The 17,017-nt window shown below is 60.4% G+C and carries 17 protein-coding genes and 2 tRNA genes; 13 read left to right on the top strand and 6 right to left on the bottom strand.

Annotation, left to right across the window (positions count from 1 at the left end):
* The first annotated feature begins 85 nt into the window (after positions 1-85).
* The 4 genes from lysS to RAM15_RS06465 all read left to right on the top strand — a co-directional run bounded on the left by lysS (position 86) and on the right by RAM15_RS06465 (position 4,551).
* The gene (gene lysS / locus RAM15_RS06480; RefSeq protein ID WP_306221254.1) at positions 86-1,714 is read left to right on the top strand and encodes a lysine--tRNA ligase; all 1,629 of its coding nucleotides are present in this window, start codon (positions 86-88) and stop codon (positions 1,712-1,714) included.
* A 34-nt stretch (positions 1,715-1,748) separates the two neighbouring features.
* Entirely contained in the window at positions 1,749-2,729 is a 981-nt protein-coding gene (menA, locus tag RAM15_RS06475; RefSeq protein ID WP_306221253.1) for a 1,4-dihydroxy-2-naphthoate octaprenyltransferase, read from the top strand.
* Positions 2,730-2,795: 66 nt separating this feature from the next.
* Positions 2,796-3,743: a 1,4-dihydroxy-2-naphthoate octaprenyltransferase gene (gene menA / locus RAM15_RS06470; protein WP_306221252.1), complete on the top strand. Its 948-nt coding sequence runs from the start codon at positions 2,796-2,798 to the stop codon at positions 3,741-3,743.
* A 67-nt stretch (positions 3,744-3,810) separates the two neighbouring features.
* Positions 3,811-4,551 carry a phosphoglyceromutase gene (locus RAM15_RS06465; protein ID WP_024626731.1) on the top strand — a complete coding sequence of 247 codons (741 nt, stop codon included), beginning with the start codon at positions 3,811-3,813 and terminating at the stop codon, positions 4,549-4,551.
* A gap of 192 nt (positions 4,552-4,743) precedes the next feature.
* On the opposite strand, the gene phoU is transcribed toward RAM15_RS06465, so the two are convergent.
* On the bottom strand, positions 4,744-5,421 hold the full coding sequence (phoU, locus tag RAM15_RS06460; protein ID WP_045924768.1) for a phosphate signaling complex protein PhoU: 678 nt from the start codon (positions 5,419-5,421) through the stop codon (positions 4,744-4,746).
* A gap of 201 nt (positions 5,422-5,622) precedes the next feature.
* On the opposite strand from phoU, the gene RAM15_RS06455 reads away from it, so the two are divergent.
* On the top strand, positions 5,623-6,873 hold the full coding sequence (locus RAM15_RS06455) for a sensor histidine kinase (RefSeq protein WP_306221251.1): 1,251 nt from the start codon (positions 5,623-5,625) through the stop codon (positions 6,871-6,873).
* Here the strand turns inward: RAM15_RS06455 and RAM15_RS06450 are convergent.
* Positions 6,806-7,093: a hypothetical protein gene (locus RAM15_RS06450; RefSeq protein ID WP_046323256.1), complete on the bottom strand. Its 288-nt coding sequence runs from the start codon at positions 7,091-7,093 to the stop codon at positions 6,806-6,808. The genes RAM15_RS06455 and RAM15_RS06450 overlap by 68 nt on opposite strands.
* Before the next feature lie 140 nt (positions 7,094-7,233).
* On the opposite strand from RAM15_RS06450, the gene manA reads away from it, so the two are divergent.
* From manA to RAM15_RS06430, 4 genes are all read left to right on the top strand, one after another.
* Entirely contained in the window at positions 7,234-8,619 is a 1,386-nt protein-coding gene (gene manA, locus RAM15_RS06445; RefSeq protein WP_306221250.1) for a mannose-6-phosphate isomerase, class I, read from the top strand.
* A gap of 283 nt (positions 8,620-8,902) precedes the next feature.
* Positions 8,903-9,814 (top strand): CHAP domain-containing protein, encoded by a 912-nt coding sequence (locus tag RAM15_RS06440; protein ID WP_198199860.1) that lies wholly within the window; start codon positions 8,903-8,905, stop codon positions 9,812-9,814.
* A 69-nt stretch (positions 9,815-9,883) separates the two neighbouring features.
* Complete coding sequence (locus RAM15_RS06435) at positions 9,884-10,597, top strand: C40 family peptidase (RefSeq protein ID WP_306221249.1); 714 nt, start codon at positions 9,884-9,886, stop codon at positions 10,595-10,597.
* A 172-nt stretch (positions 10,598-10,769) separates the two neighbouring features.
* Positions 10,770-11,816, top strand: coding sequence for a universal stress protein (locus RAM15_RS06430; protein ID WP_306221248.1), 1,047 nt, complete (start codon positions 10,770-10,772; stop codon positions 11,814-11,816).
* Between the two features lie 88 nt (positions 11,817-11,904).
* On the opposite strand, the gene RAM15_RS06425 is transcribed toward RAM15_RS06430, so the two are convergent.
* Positions 11,905-12,318 (bottom strand): OsmC family protein, encoded by a 414-nt coding sequence (locus tag RAM15_RS06425; RefSeq protein WP_024626723.1) that lies wholly within the window; start codon positions 12,316-12,318, stop codon positions 11,905-11,907.
* A 143-nt stretch (positions 12,319-12,461) separates the two neighbouring features.
* Here RAM15_RS06425 and RAM15_RS06420 point away from each other — a divergent pair, with 143 nt between their 5' ends.
* From RAM15_RS06420 to RAM15_RS06410, 3 genes are all read left to right on the top strand, one after another.
* Positions 12,462-13,337, top strand: a complete 876-nt coding sequence (locus RAM15_RS06420) for a thymidylate synthase (protein ID WP_306221247.1) — start codon at positions 12,462-12,464, stop codon at positions 13,335-13,337.
* 89 nt (positions 13,338-13,426) lie between these two features.
* Positions 13,427-14,095: a dihydrofolate reductase gene (locus tag RAM15_RS06415; RefSeq protein WP_306221246.1), complete on the top strand. Its 669-nt coding sequence runs from the start codon at positions 13,427-13,429 to the stop codon at positions 14,093-14,095.
* The gene (locus tag RAM15_RS06410) at positions 14,095-14,634 is read left to right on the top strand and encodes a low molecular weight protein-tyrosine-phosphatase (RefSeq protein ID WP_306221245.1); all 540 of its coding nucleotides are present in this window, start codon (positions 14,095-14,097) and stop codon (positions 14,632-14,634) included. Before RAM15_RS06415 ends, RAM15_RS06410 begins: the two co-directional genes overlap by 1 nt.
* A gap of 66 nt (positions 14,635-14,700) precedes the next feature.
* Here the strand turns inward: RAM15_RS06410 and RAM15_RS06405 are convergent.
* From RAM15_RS06405 to galE, 3 genes are all read right to left on the bottom strand, one after another.
* Positions 14,701-14,776 (bottom strand) — tRNA-Phe (locus RAM15_RS06405).
* 47 nt (positions 14,777-14,823) lie between these two features.
* Positions 14,824-14,897, bottom strand: a tRNA-Asp gene (locus RAM15_RS06400).
* 72 nt (positions 14,898-14,969) lie between these two features.
* The gene (gene galE, locus RAM15_RS06395) at positions 14,970-15,980 is read right to left on the bottom strand and encodes a UDP-glucose 4-epimerase GalE (RefSeq protein WP_045924759.1); all 1,011 of its coding nucleotides are present in this window, start codon (positions 15,978-15,980) and stop codon (positions 14,970-14,972) included.
* A 149-nt stretch (positions 15,981-16,129) separates the two neighbouring features.
* Here galE and trmB point away from each other — a divergent pair, with 149 nt between their 5' ends.
* Positions 16,130-16,948, top strand: a complete 819-nt coding sequence (gene trmB / locus RAM15_RS06390) for a tRNA (guanosine(46)-N7)-methyltransferase TrmB (protein ID WP_306221244.1) — start codon at positions 16,130-16,132, stop codon at positions 16,946-16,948.
* The last annotated feature ends 69 nt before the right edge of the window (positions 16,949-17,017 follow it).

Here is a 17,017-nt window from a genome sequence, read left to right as displayed (position 1 = left end):
TTGTCTGCGCGGCGCGACCATTCAACCGCTTGCCGTCAGGCGGCAACCGGGACCAAGTACCGGCTCATGCGTAAAATAGCGATTTATGAATGACTCATCGGAAGAAACCCCTCGTCTGACGACGGTCGAGCGTGCTCAGGCACTGCTTGACCAGGATATGGCCATCACGGAGAAGATTGATCAGGGCGCCCAGTTGGATGACGCCATTGATCCCGGCAACCTAGCGGAGAGCGCTGAAGGCCATCCCGAACAGGTGCGCATGCGCGTGGCCAAGAGGGCGCTCATGCTTAAGGAGGGTATTGAGCCCTACCCGGTCCATCTGGATGTGACCGACCGCATCGAGGATGTGCGTCGCAAGTATCAGGACCGCCTTGAGCCAGGCCAGGAGACCGAGGATGTGGTCGGCATTGCCGGCAGGGTCCTCTTCCTGCGCAACGGTGGCGGCCTCTGCTTCGTCCAGCTGGCGGCAGGCGACGGCACCCGCATCCAGGGCATGATCTCCAAGCGTGAGATCGGCGCTGATTCTTTGAAGCGCTTCAAGCAGCTGGTCGACTTGGGCGACCACCTCTACCTGCGCGGCCGCGTGGTCGCTTCCAAGACCGGTGAGCTCTCTGTCTTCGCAACCGAGTGGAACATCGCAGCCAAAGCTTTACAGCCCCTGCCTGCCCTTCACAAGGAACTGACCGAGGAACAGCGCACCCGCAAGCCCTACCTGGCCATGATCGCCGATGAGGATGTGCGGGCCATGGTCCGCCGTCGTTCCAAGGCCGTCTCCTCCCTGAGGCGTACCTTCGAGGATCACGACTTCATGGAGGTCGAGACCCCCATGCTCCAGACCGTGCATGGCGGTGCCGCGGCCCGACCATTCACCACGCATATGAACGCCTTCGACATTGATCTCTATCTGCGCATCGCTCCCGAGCTCTTCCTCAAGCGCTGTCTGGTCGGCGGCATTGAGCGCGTCTTCGAGATCAACCGCGACTTCCGCAATGAGGGCGTGGATGCCACGCATGCCCCGGAGTTCACCATGCTGGAGGCCTATCAGGCTTACGGTACCTACGACACCATCGGGGAACTGACCAAGGAGCTGATCCAGAAGGCGGCCATGGCCACGTCGGGATCACTGAAGGTGACCCTGCAGGACGGCAGCCAGTACGACTTCGGCGGCGATTGGCGCCAAATCAGCATGTACGATTCCCTTTCCGAGTCCCTGGGCGAAAAGATCACCCCACAGACCAGCGTGGACCATCTGCGGACCATTGCTGACAAACTGGGCCTGGAGGAGGAGCCTGCCGAGAACCATGGCAAGCTGGTCGAACACCTCTGGGAGCATTTCTGGCAGGACAAGCTCTACGAGCCGACCTTCGTGCGGGATTTCCCGGTTGAGACCTCGCCACTGGTCAAGGCTCACCGCACCAAGCCGGGAGTGGTTGAGAAGTGGGATCTCTACGTTCGCGGGTTCGAGCTGGCCACGGGCTATTCTGAGCTCAACGATCCGGTGGTCCAGCGGCAGCGGTTCGTCGAGCAGGCCAAGATGGCCAGCCGCGGCGATGTCGAGGCCATGGATATTGACGAGGACTTCCTGGAGGCCCTGGGCGTAGGCATGCCTCCGGCTGGTGGCATGGGCATGGGCATCGATCGGCTGTTGATCGCCCTTACCGGCGCATCCATCCGCGAGACCATCACCTTCCCCTTGGTCAAGCCGCTGGTCTGAGACGATATGAGATGATGACAGGGAAGGGACGGTCATGAATATCAGGCTGTGGATGGATGGCATGCGTCCCCGGACGCTGCCTGCTTCGGTGGCGCCTGTCTGCGTGGGCGCTTCGGCTGCACTCCTGGAGCGGTCACGGCTCCTGGAACAGTGCACCAGCTCCTGCTCGCCCTCTCCTGTCGACCCTGCCCTGAAGGCAGCCACACCGGGAAGGCTGGCTCTAATCGTGGTCTTGTTGGTCCTGCTCGCCCTGTCTATGCAGATTGCAGCCAACTTCGCCAACGACTACGCCGATGGTGTTCGCGGCACCGACTCCGGCCGTGGAGGCGAGGAGGCCGCCTCTGGCAGACCGAGGCGTCTGGTGGCCGCCGGCGTGCCGCCCAAGAAGGTGCTGTACGCCACCATGATCTCGGCGGCCTTCACCTGCCTGATGGGCCTGATTGTCATGGCTCTGACCGGTCATTGGTGGATGATCCTGGTCGGAGTCTGCTGTCTGATAGCCGGCTGGTGTTACGTAGGCGGCCCGCATCCATACGGCTACCACGGGCTGGGCGAGGTCAGCGTCTTCATCTTCTTCGGTCTGGTGGCCACCCTGGGCACCGAGTACTTCCTCATTAATAGGGTCGATGCCGCCGGCATCCTGGGCGCCTGCGTCTGCGGGCTCAATGCCGTGGGCCTGCTCATGCTCAACAATTACCGGGACCTGGATGATGACCGTCAAGCCGGCAAGCACACATATGCTGTTCTGGTGGGGGCGCGTGCTGCGGCTATCTCCATCTACCTGGTCTACATCCTGAGCTTGGTCCTGGGCCTGATTCAGTTCGTTCCGGCTGTCATGCGGCGTGGCCTGCCTGGCTTCCCCCTTGTGCTGGTCCTCCTGCCTGTGGCTGTTGTCTTTCTGCTGATCTGTCGAGCCTTTGCCCGCGGCCAGGTGCCCAAGGCCTTTGGCATGGCAGGCAAGGGTACTCTGGTCTCCGCCCTGTGCTGGTCGGCGGGCCTGCTCCTGCAGCTGTGAAAATCTTGATACTCTCATAAGAGAGCAGTCCGACTTTCAAGCGATTTGGTGGATAATCAGGCAATCATGTTCATCACACTTCGGGAATACAAGGACGCACTGCGACCCTCGGCCCTGCTTTGCTCGCCCACGCCGGTGCTGATCGGCACGGCGGTGGCCCTCCGGCAGCTGTTCAGCCAAGGGCTGAGTCCGGATATGCGCTTCTGGCTGATCGCTCTCTTGTGCTGTCTGACGGCTGTGTTCATTCACAGCACCTGCAATCTGGCCAACGACTACTTTGACGGCATCAGGGGCACTGACGAAGGCCGGAGCAGCCTTTCGGGAGCTGGCGCCGACGGTTCGGTGCCTGATTTGCCCAGAAGAGGGGTGGCCGGTGGTGTGGAGCCTCGCAAGGTCCTGCTGTCCGCCTACCTCAACATCCTTATGGCTTGCCTGTCCGGACTGACCCTCTGTTGGGTGACCGGCTACTGGTGGATGATCCTGGTCGGCATCTTCTGCCTGCTGGGAGCCTGGTTCTACACGGGAGGCAAACACCCTTACGGCTATAGGGCCATGGGCGAGCTGAGCATCATGATCTTCTTCGGCCTGGTGGGCGTGTTGGCCACTCAGTACATGGAGACCGGCATCGTCGACCGCCATGGGTTCATCGGCGCTCTGGTTGGCGGTCTTATCTGCATTCCCGTTCTGGAGATCAACAATTATCGAGACATTGATGCTGATCCTCTGGCTGGCAAGTACACGCTGTCTTCTTTCATCGGAGCCAAAGGCACACTGATTCTGATGGGATCCTGCTATGCCCTGGCTGTGATCTTGGGCGTGATTGAGTCATGGTCCCTGTCTGACGGCTCCCTTGCGGCTGCTTGGCCCCGCCTGGTCTGTCTGCTGCCTGTCCTGGCGCTGGCCATTGCCACCACAGTGGCCAGTTGTCGGAACCGCTTCAGCAGGGCCTTTGCACTGTCGGGCTATACCGATCTGCTGACAGGGTTCTGCTGGCTGGGTGTCTGTCTGCTTTGAGTGGCCGCTCTACAGGGGGAGCTGTAGGTCCGCCAAACAGTCCCTCTTAGGTCTTAGAATTTTCACTATGACCTACAAACTAGTATTGCTCAGGCACGGCCAGAGCGCATGGAACAACACCAATCAGTTCACCGGCTGGGTGGACGTCCCGCTGACCGAGCAGGGCGAGCAGGAGGCCCGCAAGGGCGGCAAGCTGCTCAAGGATAAGGGTGTCCTGCCGGACATTGTTTTCACCTCCTTGCTGCGCCGCGCCATCAACACCGCCAACATCGCCTTGGACGAGGCTGACCGCCTTTGGATCCCCGTCAAGCGTGACTGGAGGCTGAACGAGCGTCACTACGGAGCACTGCAGGGCAAGAACAAGACCGAGATCCGCGAGAAGTACGGTGATGAGAAGTTCATGCTCTGGCGTCGTTCCTATGCCACCCCGCCGCCCGAGATCGACCCTGACGACGAATACTCGCAGTCCCATGATCCGCGGTATGCCGGAGCCCCTGTGCCCCGAGCCGAGGCACTGGCCAACGTGGTCAAGCGCGTCACCCCCTACTGGGAGAGCGACATTGTCCCGGAACTCAAGACAGGCAAGACCGTCCTGATTGCCGCCCATGGCAACTCGCTGAGGGCCATCGTCAAGATGCTCGACAACCTGACTGAGGACGAGATCGCCAAGGTCAACATCCCCACGGCCATCCCCCTGGTCTACGAGCTGGACGAGAACTTCAAGCCCATCAAGCCTCGCGGCGAGTATCTGGATCCGGAGGCAGCCGCTGCCGGTGCTGCTGCAGTGGCGGCCCAGGGCCAGAAGTGAGATCCTTCAGATAGATCTATCCGTTGATGTGAATCGGGCTTTGGACGCAGAGTATCCAAGCTAATTGGGCGGTGTCTTCTCCCTTTGTGGAAGACACCGCCTTTCGTATTTATTCCTGGCCGTTGGCGAAGTCAAAAAACGGTTCGTCGCCTGATTAACTGTCAGGTGACGAACCGCACAGTTGCTGTCTGTTCAGTCCAGGTCGATGTCCAGATCCTTGGGATCCTTGGAGGGGTCGAAGCCCGAAACGATGTAGACCACACGCCGGGCCGCCGAGACGCCGTGGTCTCCCAGTCGTTCCATGAACCGTGCCACCAGGACCAGGTCGATCAGCTGCTGCCTGCTCCCCTTCCAGTCGTCCGAGAGGGCATAGCTGAAAGTTTTCTGATGGAGCTTGTCCATCTGGTCATCGCTGACGATGATCTGCTCGGCTATAGTCGTGTCCCTGTCGGAGAGCATGTCGACCAGACGGTCAGCCATGACGTCCAGAAAGTCCTGCATCTGTTTGAACAGGGGAATGACCTCGTCAGGCAGAGTGGGCTCAGGGTAGGAGCGCCTCGCTGTCTCGGCGATGTGCCTGGCCAGGTCTCCCATGCGCTCGAAGGTGGCTGACAGGCTCAGCGTGGAGACCACCACCCGCAGATCAGTGGCCACAGGGCTCTGCTTGGCCAGGAGTCTGATGCATTGATCGATGATGCTGGCCTGGAGGTTGTCTATATCGGCATCTCCGTCGATGACCTCCTGGGCTGTCTCCACGTCGCAGTCCATCAGGGATCGCCCGGCCTTTTTGATGGCATCGCGAACCTTGGCAGCCATACGATCGAGATCGTCGGCCACCAGCCCCAGTTCCTCGTTGAAAATCACGCGCATTGTTCTTCCCTTTCGGCCTCGGTCAACGATATGACTCCAGTCTATGTGACCAGGATGGCAAGAAAAAGCCAGTCCTGAAGAATGTCGGGCCATGGGAGCGGCAATCAATGTCGGATATGCGAGAATAAAGCCGGAACTGCCGATGAGACTTGGTTGATGTCGCAGCGTCCGGGGTCGGCGCCGGACTGGAGGGAAGTCCTTATGAGACGGTTTGTGGACCGCCTGCGCAGCTTTATGGGCAACCGCGGCAAGGATGGTGAACAGGCCGATGGCGGGGCATTGGAAGGCTCGGCGCAGGCTCTGCTGGCGCTCATTCCTGCCGTCACGGTAGTGGTCGATGGCGATGACGAGGTTGTTCGCTCCAGCCCGGATGCCTACAGGCTGGGAATCGTCAGCAACGATGAGATTGCGGATCCGAAGATCACCGAAGCCATTGCGCAGGTACGCCGCTCAGGCGGTCGACGCAGCTTCAATCTGACCACGCGAACGCCTACGGAATTTGCTCTGGATGCCGCTACCGAGAGCCCGGAATCCGAAGATTTGGCTATTGACGAGGTCGAAGATCGCGTGGATGCGACCCATGTTCAGGCCCAGGCGGTATCCAGAAGGAACTGGCTCAAGGTCACCCTGGGACGCATAGACAAGTCACTGGTCGTCGTGCTCGTCGATGATATGAGCGATTCGGTGAGGTTCATTCGGACCAGGGATGCATTCATGACCAATGTATCCGAGCAGATGCTCAAGCCGGTCCAGGCCCTGGAGGAGCTTGCAGCGCAACTGAAAACCACCTCGCACCTGGAGGGGGATGACCCGGATCTGCTACGCAGCCACCTGCGCAGCGTCTCCAAGGATGCCTCCTCGGTTCAGCGCTACAGCGCCTATCTGGGGCATGTGCTCAAGGATCTTCTTCTGCTGATCCGGGCTCAGGAGCGGATCAAGCCCAGCAGGGAGAACGTGCTTGACGTGGCTGAGCAGATAAGGACAGTGGTGCATGATGAGCAGGATGGGGCTGATCAGGCCCATGTGACATTACGGTGGCGATGTGACCAACCACTGACGATTCATGGTGACGGGCAGCAGATCAGAGCGGCTTTGGCCAAGCTGGTGGAGAACGCTATATCCTATTCACCTTCGGGCTCGACTGTCTCCTTGGTGGCACAGGCTTCCAGGGACGGGCATTACGGGATCATCAGGGTGGTCGACCACGGCCGAGGCATATCCAAGGCGGACCAGGGCAGGATCTTCGAACGCTTCTACCGTGCAGACAATCAGAATGAGCAGACTGCAGTGGGCATCGGCCTAGGGCTGGCCATCGTCAAACATGTGGCCCTGACCCACCATGGATCGGTCACTGTCTGGAGTGCGCCGGGAGAGGGGAGCACATTTACGCTGATGCTTCCTCTGGCTCAGGGTCCGGTTGCTGGGCCAGACGGCGATAATCCCAGCGATTGAAGTGCTCCCAGATTAACAGCAGGATGCCCACGCCAACCCCGGAAAGGCAGACAATAAGGGGCTTAGTGACCGTCATTCCAGTCAGAGCTAGGATGCCGACTACGGCCAGCGCCAGAATCCAGGCTCCTGTGCCGAGCAAGAAGATGCGCCGCAGGTCCACCTGCACGGGACGCGGCGATGGCCTGCGGGCGTCCGGATCGAAAATGGGAGCCAGCTTCATACCCCTCACTGTACCGTTCGCAATGACATGCGGCGACCCCCACGCCTTGCCCAGGCCTTGGCCCTTGTCCTATCATGACGGGGATTGGTGGGTTCGTATGCACCGGCCCATGGAGGGATTTCCCGTGGAAAGGGGAGTGCGTGTATCCGATCCAAGCTGTGGAGAAGCACTACGCCTGGGGCTCGCATGACCGACTGCAGCGCATGTTCCATCTGCATGAGTCAACAGAAGGCCAGGGGGACACCCTGGCGGAGATGTGGTTCAGCGGGCATACCGAATCCCCCTCGCCTCTGACACTGCCCGACGGTTCGCTCATGCCGTTGACCGAGGCCATTCGCCGCAATCCCATGACCATGCTGGGAGAGCGCGACTCTCGCCTCTTCGGTCCTACACTGCCCTACCTGTTCAAGATCATTTCGGCCCGCATTCCTCTCTCCCTGCAGGTGCATCCCCTGGATTTCGAGGCTCGTGCCGGTTTCAACCGTGAGAATGCCCAAGGGGTGCCTGACGACGATCCGAGACGCTCCTTTCATGACAGTCTGGCCAAGAACGAAATGGTGGTAGCCTTGGAGCCCTTCCAGGCCTGTGTTGGCTTCGCAACCATTTCCACTCAGCTGACCCTTTTGCGCGCTGTGGACCACCCTCTGGCCGAGCTGATGACTCAGGCGCTGACCGCCCGTACCTTCCACCTGGGAGTTCCGCCGGCCCGCTTCGCTTCGGCTGATGCCATGATGCCGGTCTCCTCCTTGATCTGGCCGGATTCCCGTCGGCGTATTTTCCGGGCCTTCCACGCCGCCGTGACTGCCCAGCCAGAGGCGGCCCGAGGCATGGAAGAAGCCTTGGAGGCTGCCGCTGGGCGGCTGCGTTCGAAACGAGCGGGAGCCGTACTGAATCATGCCCTGTGTGCCGCGCGGGCTTTCCCGGAGGATCCGGCTGTGCTCTGTCTGCTCATGCTCAACCCTGTGGACCTGGAGGAGGGCGATTCGGTCTATATCCCTGCCGGGACTCCTCACGCATACATCCACGGTACTGCTGCAGAGATCATGACCAACTCCGACAATGTGCTCAGGGCAGGCATGACCCCCAAGCATCGGGACATTCCCAACCTCCTGCATAGCTTGGACTGCCAGCCTTCGGCCCCTATTGACCCATCCAGCTCCATGATCGCCACCCTGATCATGCACAATATGGTGACCTACCGGCCCAAGATCAACGAATACATGCTGGTCTACGGGCATGTGGAGGAGGGCGGAGCCACGTGGCCCTTGCTCAACAGACTTCAGCAGCGTTACGGGGATCTGATAGAGCGCCTAGGACCTCGTCACCTGATGATTCCGCGCCGCGGGCCGCGCATCATCGTCTGTACTGATGGTCGGATCCGTTGTGCAACCGCTGACCAGTCCTGTGTGCTGGACCAGGGCCGGGCCCTTTTCATTCCCTCCCAGGACGGCCGTGTCGACATCACCATGCCTCAGGATTCCGAGAATGCCGGCGGATCCTTCCTCTTGGCCTCGACCCCGGTTTGATCAGGGTTCGCTCAGGGTGGACCACACAGGGCTCAAAACGGAGAGACACGCCGTGGCAGGCGGCACGCATGCGGGTTTGCCCATGTCCGCCTTATGTCCGTATAATCCTAGCGTATTCCGTGGTTGTCGAAGATGAGCGACCACCGAAGCCATGCTTGAGTACACCAGTATGGACAATTCAGGTCATTTGGCCTGGGTTCTCGCTTGCGTTATGGTGTTCCCTTGTGATGGTTCGTGATACGGCACGAAAGTCGCGTCGGAACATAAACGGGAGTGATTCTACATGAAGCATGCTGCGCACAGGGCTTCGGCCACGCGGGGCGCAGGTGTCGGCAGTTCGCCGACCAGCCGATCGACGGATGCAACCCGGGAGGTCGGCATTCAAGGCGCCGATGATGCCTTGGCGGCCAAACTCAACGAAGTAGCCCCTCGAACCCGACGTTCTATTCGTTTGGCGGCGAAGGCCTCAGCCCGTCGCTCCCATATCATGACTGGTTCGGCCCTGACTGTCCTTGTCGGTGCGGCAGCTTCCTCGATGGCCGTTAACCAGGCTCGGGGCGACTGGTCCCTGCCTATGGCCGGCAGCGTCGCGATCAACCTTGTCACCCCCTCATCCTCCACCGGCTACTCTGGCGCTAGTGGCAGTTCAAGGGTCTCCCGCTCCGACTACCGTCAGCCTTTGCCCACGGCTTCACAGCGCAACGAGGGCAGTTGGGACCTGGGCGAGTCTGAGCTCGATGCCGGGCAGATGTCCAAATCCTCGGCAAACAATCCGGCCGTGGCGGCGCTGATGGATGCCAACCGATCGGTTCTGCCGGCAGGGTTCAATCCCAACCATGCCACGGGAGATGTGGGCAACGCCTATGAATTCAGCCAGTGCACCTGGTGGGCCTATGTCCGTCGTCACCAGCTGGGTCTGCCGGTGGGCTCCCATATGGGCAATGCCAAGGACTGGTCAGGCTCGGCCCGCACTTTAGGCTACTGGGTGGATGACACGCCGCGCAACGTCGGCGACATCGTGGTATTCCAGGCCGGCCAGGAGGGTTCGGATTCCGCTTATGGCCATGTGGCCATTGTGGAGAAGATCAATCCTGATGGCTCCATCGTCACCTCCGAGTGTGGCGCCGTGATGAACGGGAAGACCTACTCCCGCACTCTGACGAATGTGCACGCTCTGCGCTATATCCATTACTGATCCTTGGTTGCGCGGATCGTGTTCCCCAAAGTTAGTTTCTGTTCCCTACACGTGATAGAATTGTGCACGATGAAAAAAACACGCAAGTATGTGAGCATGATGGCAGCGGCCACAATCTGTGGCACGCTTTTCATCGGTATACCCGCCGTGGCCCAGGCCAGTGATGGTAGTGAGGCCGTAGCCACTTCGTCGCGTTCATTCACCCCAGGCAGCAAGGTGCGTGCCGACCTGCTGACCGAATCGACGGCGACCACCGTCGAAAAGGACAGCCGCTGGGGTGGCATCGAGTCCTTGAACGTCCCTGCTACCAAGTCACAGGCTGAGAAGGATGCTGAGGCCAGAGCTCAGCAGGCCCAGGCGGCGGCCAGCCAGCGCCAGGCCGCGCAGGTCAGTCGTTCGGCTGCTCGTGGCGGTGCCTCTAGTAGAGTCGCTGACGTGCCGGCCACCGGTACGGGTGCAGATGTGGTCAACTACGCCCTTCAGTTCCAGGGGATTCCCTATGTGTGGGGAGGAACAGATCCTGCCACGGGCTTTGATTGCTCTGGATTTACCCAGTACGTGTTTGCCCACTTCGGCATTGGCCTGCCCCGCACAGCCGATGCTCAGGGTTCGATGGGCGTGCCTGTTACGGATCCTGCTCCTGGCGACCTGATGGTAGCCCCCGATGGCAGCCATGTCGGCATCTATGTCGGCGGTGGACGCATGATCCACGCTCCGGCTCCCGGCCAGAGCGTCAAGGTTCAGGCGGTCTATCAGACTTTCAACTACCGTCGTCTGGTCTGAGGCATAGGTTTTATGCAGCGTTAACGCCCCCCTATGGGGGCGTTTTGCATATTCGGAGTCGAGGTTCCTCGCGTGTTGGTCCCTGCAAACTTATTGATCAGACCTGCATGCGATATTCTGACAGAAGGAGCGATGTCGGTTTGTCATCGCCAAGTTTAAAGGAGGTCGTCGGATGAGCAACGACAAGGCTGTTCTGGTAGGCGTCGATGGCTCGGACGCCAGCTACAAGGCGGCGTGGTGGGCCGCCAACTACGCTAAGCATGCAGGGTTGACCCTGCAAATCGTCTGCGCCTATTCCCTTCCCTCGTATGCCGCAGTCTCCTTCGATGCGACGTATACTACCATGGGTGACGACGTGGCCGCTCACAACGACGCCCAGGAGATCCTCTCCAAGGCCAAGGCCATCGCCGATGAGCAAGGCGTCAGTGCGGCTACGCTGATCGTGACGGGGGATCCCTCCTCGGTCTTCGTGGAGCTGAGCCGTAATTACCGGCTGATCGTCATCGGGAACAGGGGCAAGGGCGGCCTGGCCGAGCGTCTGCTGGGAACTACCAGCTCCAGCCTGCCCGCTTATGCTTACTGCCCTATCGTGGTTGTTCCCTACACCGACGACGACGGCAATCTGATGCATCTGAGCAATGACATCAAGCGGGTCGCTGTGGGCTCCGACGAGTCCAAGTGGGGCCTCAAGGCCCTTCAGATAGCCGCCTCCTTCGCCGACAGCTGGGATGCCGAGCTGGACGTCATGTCTGCAGTGCCCAATATTTCCGGACTGACCGGTACGGGTTCGGCCGAGGAGCGCAGCGTCATGGATTCCTACTTGGATGACCTCAATACCCGAATTGCACCGCTTATGAAGACCTACCCGGATCTGCGCATCAACAAGACCGTGGTGCCGGGATCGGCTGTGGAAGCTCTGACCCAGGCCAGCAAGACCCATGATGTGGTTGTGGTCGGCTCGCGTGGTCGCGGCGGCTTCACAGGGCTTCTGCTGGGGTCGACCAGCCAGGGGCTCCTGCAGCATGCAGTCAGCCCGGTCTACGTGGTGCCGCGCAAGTACGTGGAGGCTGAGGAGTCCGGGCTCAAGGCCGCAGCAGAGGCGGCTGAAGGCACGGATGTGGCTGAGATTACCGGCGTGGAGCGTATCTCCGTGGATTCGGCCAAGCCCGAGCAGTTGGCTGACCTGGAGTCGACCATCGATCCCGAGCACAAGGAGTAGGCAGTCGATTCAGCGGCTGCCCCGACGAAGAGCGGGAACCCCCGAGTTCAAAGAACCTGGAGGTTCCCGCTTCTTTATTGTCGTCAGATCAGTGGCGAACCTTGACGGAGATCCTGACCGGTGTCTCCCTCTGGTAGGTGTGGGCCACGGTGCAGGACTTGGCTATATGGCGGCGGACCCGCTCCTCCAGCTTGTCTGCATCATCCTGGGCCAACCTGGCAGAAGTGGCATCGACGTCCACCTGCTCGTCGAAGCTCAGGTAGGCGTCGTCGTCGGCGTCATAGGTGCCGTCCACCACGATTTTCGCCCCCTTGCCCTTGCCTAGGGCGCTCTCCACGGCGAACTGGCTGGAGAGGGCTCCGCAGGCGGCCAGAGCGATCTTCATCAGATCACCGGGGTTAAACTGATCCTCGCCCTTGCCGAAGGTGATGTGCGCTCCATTGTCGCCATAGGCGTTCCAGGTACCGTCCTTGTCGCGTTCGACCCAAAGTCTCTTGCCCATCTGTTCCTCCTTGTCCGGCACCCGCCCGGGTGCGCCATCCGGATCCGACCCTGTGGCCGGACCTGCTCCTCCAATCTAACCCGGACTTGGCGATTCGTCACCGGGGCGCGCTCAGCTGACCGAGGACTTGATAGTATGGCCGCATGGCCTTGACTTCCGAAGAACTGCAACGTATCCGCACACGCATCCCCGAGCGTCCCGACTCGGACATTCCCACCCCCTATGAGGATCTGGTGCGCACCATCCTGCGCGAGGGCACCCTGAAGTCCGACAGGACGGGTACCGGGACCATCTCTCTGTTCGGGAGGCAGATGCGCTTCGATCTGTCGCATTCCTTCCCGCTGATCACCACCAAGAAGGTCTATTTCCGTGGCATCGCCTACGAGCTGCTTTGGTTCCTCAAGGGCTCGCAGAACGTGCGTTGGCTGCAGGAGAATCGCGTGCATATCTGGGACGAGTGGGCCGATCCGGAAACAGGGGACCTGGGACCGGTCTATGGGGTCCAGTGGCGCAGCTGGCCCGCTCCGACGCCGGAGGACCCCCATCACACCATCGACCAGATCGCCAAGGTGCTGGATTTGATTCGTACCCACCCGGACTCCCGTCGAATGATCGTCACTGCTTGGAATCCGGCCCAGGTTGACAGCATGGCCCTGCCTCCTTGCCATGCGCTCTTCCAGTTCTATGTGGCCGACGGCAGGCTGAGCTGCCAGCTCTATCAGCGCTCCTGCGACATGTTCCTGGGGGTGCCTTTCAACATCGCCTCCTACGCCTTGCTGACTCTGATGATGGCCCAGCAGGCCGATCTTGAGCCTGGGGAGTTCGTCTGGACCGGCGGCGACTGCCACGTCTACGACAACCATGTGGAGCAGGTTCTGGAGCAGCTGTCGCGCAAGCCCTATCCTTACCCGACCATCCGCATCCGCAAGGCTGACTCGATCTTCTCCTATCAGTACGAAGACTTCGAGATGGTGGACTATCACTGCCACCCCGCCATCAAGGCCCCTGTGGCAGTCTGATGGTGCGGTGAGCGGAATACGGGCACCGTCGGATCCGCAGATTAGAATGTACTCGTATATCTACTCGCTATGAGGAGTGAACGCAACAGATGGAGCATGACAATAGTCGAAGCGGCTATCACGAACCCGAGCCCGGTCAGGCCGGGCTTTTAGGTGATGAGGAATGGCGGCATCAGGAAGAAGAGATAGGTCGCCGCTCATCGGTCAATATGATCTGGGCGCAGGCGCAGGCCACTGACGGTAGGCGCGGCGCCATTGGTTACCACAATGCATTGCCCTGGCATCTGAGCGAGGACATGCGGCACTTCAAGGAGCTGACCGTCTCCCATCCTGTCATCATGGGGAGGCGAACCTGGGTCTCCATGGGGGAGCGGCCTCTGCCCAAGAGGGACAACATCATTCTGTCCAGTGATCCAGGGTTTCGGGCACCAGGTGCCACGGTGGTATCTGCGGCTGACGATGCTCTTGAGCTGGCCAGGCAGGAAGCCATTCCCGACGATGGGATGGATCGCAGTGAAATCTGGGTCATCGGCGGCGCAGGGGTCTTCAGCACCTTCTTCCCGCTGGCTGATGCCGCCTACGTGACGGATCTGGATCTGCGGACTCCAGCTGATGTCTTTGTGCCCGATATGGAGGAGCTGGTCAGCAAGCGGTTCTGGCAGGTGCGCGACGAGAGCCAATGGATGACCCCTGCGAAACCGGATCAGGCGGCTGCAATCCCGCGGTTCCGGTACATCACCTATGGGAAGGTGCGTTGATGGGCCAGGATTCTGAAGGAAAGGCCTCACGGGGTCCCTACAACGTCATGACCGTCTGCACCGGCAACATCTGCCGGTCGCCCATGGCTGAGGTCATCCTGCGCAAGTTCTTCCAAGATCGCGGACTGGATGAGGATCAGGTCAGGGTGGAATCCAGCGGAGTCAGTGACGAGGAGTTCGGCAACCCCATAGATCGACGTGCTCAGAAAGTTCTGCGCGAGCGGGGCTATGAGGTGCCGGCTGACCACTTCGCCCACCGGATCACCCGGGAGGAGGCCGAAGACGCCGACCTGCTGCTGCCCATGACGGCCGACCATATGCGAGCCCTGCTGCGTCTGTTGCCCTCAGGCAAGCGATCCGCTGTTCACCTGTACCGTAGCTTTGACCCGGATCTGCCCAAGCCGGCACCGGGCCGGGAGAGCCAAATCGACCTAGTGGACCCTTGGTATGGCGGCCCCCATGAGTTCGAGGTGGCCATCGATCAAATCGAGCACACGGCGCCCTACATCGTCGATTGGGTGACGCGTCAGCTGTCGTGAACGATCGATGAACGCAAATATCAATTAAGCCCCTGGATTCCTTAAGAATCTCAGGGGCTTAATGGCTGGTGGCTCCGAGCGGGATCGAACCGTTGACCTAGCGATTTTCAGTCGCTCGCTCTACCAACTGAGCTACAGAGCCATGAACAGTCGAAAAGACCCGGAAAAACCGGGTCAGACCATTCCCAGCGACTCCGGCCGGACTTGAACCGGTGACCTCCGCCGTGACAGGGCGGCGCTCTAACCAACTGAGCTACGGAGCCGAGGCTGCTTGAACAGCCAAGAGGAAAGTTTACATGAGCGCCGGAGGAATGCAAGCCCCGGCGCGTCGCTGCCTAGTCTTGCTGCTGCCAGCCGTCGGTGTCGATGTGGTGGGCAGGGTTGGCCTGCCAGGCCTTCCATGCAGATTCGACGATCTCCTCGACGCCATACTTGGCATGCCAGCCCATCTCGGTGTTGATTCGGGTGGGGTCGCCGATCAGGTGCGGCGGATCGCCAGCGCGGCGGGGCTTGATGGCCTCAGTGAAGGGCAGGCCCGTCACCTTCTTGACCTCGTCAACGATCTGGCGGACGGATGTGCCCTGGCCGGTGCCCACATTGAAGGCATCGTAGCGGCGCTGGTCGCGGTCCAGGTAGTCCAAGGCAGCGATGTGGGCATCGGCCAGGTCGGAGACGTGAATGTAGTCTCGCACGCAGGTGCCGTCGGGGGTGGGGTAGTCGTCGCCGAAGATGGCGGGTGCCTTGCCCTGCCGCAGCCTGTCGAAGAGCATGGGGATCAGGTTGAGGACAGCCGGGTCCTCCAGGCTGACCGGTCCGCAGCCGGCCACGTTGAAGTAGCGCAGGGCGCAGAAGCGGATGCCGTAAGGCTGCTCGCAGGCGCGGGCCATCCACTCGCCGACCAGCTTGGTCTGGCCGTAGGGGTTGATGGGGACCATGGGCTGCACGTCCTCAGGGACCACGTCGACCGGAGGCTCGCCGTATGTTGCGGCCGAGCTGGAGAAGACCAGCTTCTTGGCGTTGGTCTTTGCCATGGCGGACAGGACGTTGATCATGCCGTTCAGATTCTGCCGGTAGTACCAGATGGGCTTCTCCACCGACTCGCCCACCTGCTTGCGGGCGGCGAAGTGGATGACCGAGTCGACCTTGTTCTCCTCAATGATCTCAGCCAGGCGCTGATCGGCGCCAGGTGCAGCCACGTCGGCGCCATAAAGCCTCGCATTGCCGATCCGGTCGGGCTTTCCGTAGCTGAGGTCATCGACCACGACGACCTCCTTGCCGGCCTCATGCAGGGCGTGGACCACATGGGCGCCGATATACCCGCAGCCGCCTGTAACTAAAACTGACATCCGCATGCCTTTCCTGTCGAAAATCGTACGTAAGAGACTGTTCGGTTTTGCAACATTTTGTTGTTTTTTGTTCTAGATTGAGTATATCACGAGAACATGTGCCCGCTATGTCCGCTTGTTTGTATTTTCTAGGATATATATGAGCTGTGATGAGTGAAGAAAGACAGAGCAAGGCCCCTAGGCGGTCCATCGTCTCCTATGTGAGGCGCTCCGAGAAGCTCAGCGAACGGCTGGCGAAGGCTTGGGCCCGGTATTCCTCCAGATACCTTCTCGATTTGGGCCAGGCTGAGGGTTCGTTGACAGTTGCCGAGGATCTGCGTTGTGATGCAGCAATGGTCAGGTCGGCCTGGGGGCGACAGGCCCCGCTGATCGTCGAGATCGGATCCGGCCAGGGAGAGAATGTAGTGGCCTCGGCCCGGGAACACCCTGATCGGAACTACCTGGCCCTGGAGGTCTATCAGCCGGGGTTGGCCCATACCATGCTGATGGCCGGTAAATCGGACTTGGATAATCTGCGGCTTGCCCAGGTCAACGCCCCGGACCTTCTGGCCCGAATGGATCCTGGACTGATCAAGGAGGTATGGACCTTCTTTCCTGATCCCTGGCCCAAGATGAAGCACCACAAGCGTCGTCTGGTCCAGCCGGCTCTGGCTGATGACTTGGCGGATTGTCTGGAGCCTGGTGGCCTTTGGCGAATTGCAACTGACATCGAGGATTACGCTCTGCATGTGCATGAGGTGATGGATGAGAATCCGAGGTTCAGAAACCTGGGCACTCTGCCAGTCAGTCTGCCCACCCAACATGTAGGCAAGGGGACGGCTGATCAGGCCGAATCCCTACCTCATGCCATGTTCATGGAGTCGGAGCGGTTCGAGGGCAGAATCGTGACCAATTTCGAGCGTAAGGGGATTGAGGCCGGCCGGGTCATCCACGACCTGACTTATCAGGTTTCGGCAGACAGACCATAGAGTGCGCATAGATAGGATATGCGTCTGGTTCTTGTAGATGTGAACCTTGTAGATGCGAAGAGTGAGGGA

This window comes from Bifidobacterium asteroides, assembly GCF_030758775.1.
In the GTDB taxonomy this organism is placed as follows: Bacteria; Actinomycetota; Actinomycetes; order Actinomycetales; family Bifidobacteriaceae; genus Bombiscardovia; species Bombiscardovia kimbladii.
The sequence above is the reverse complement of the archived record's forward strand: the minus strand, read 5'-3'. Positions and strand labels throughout refer to the sequence as shown.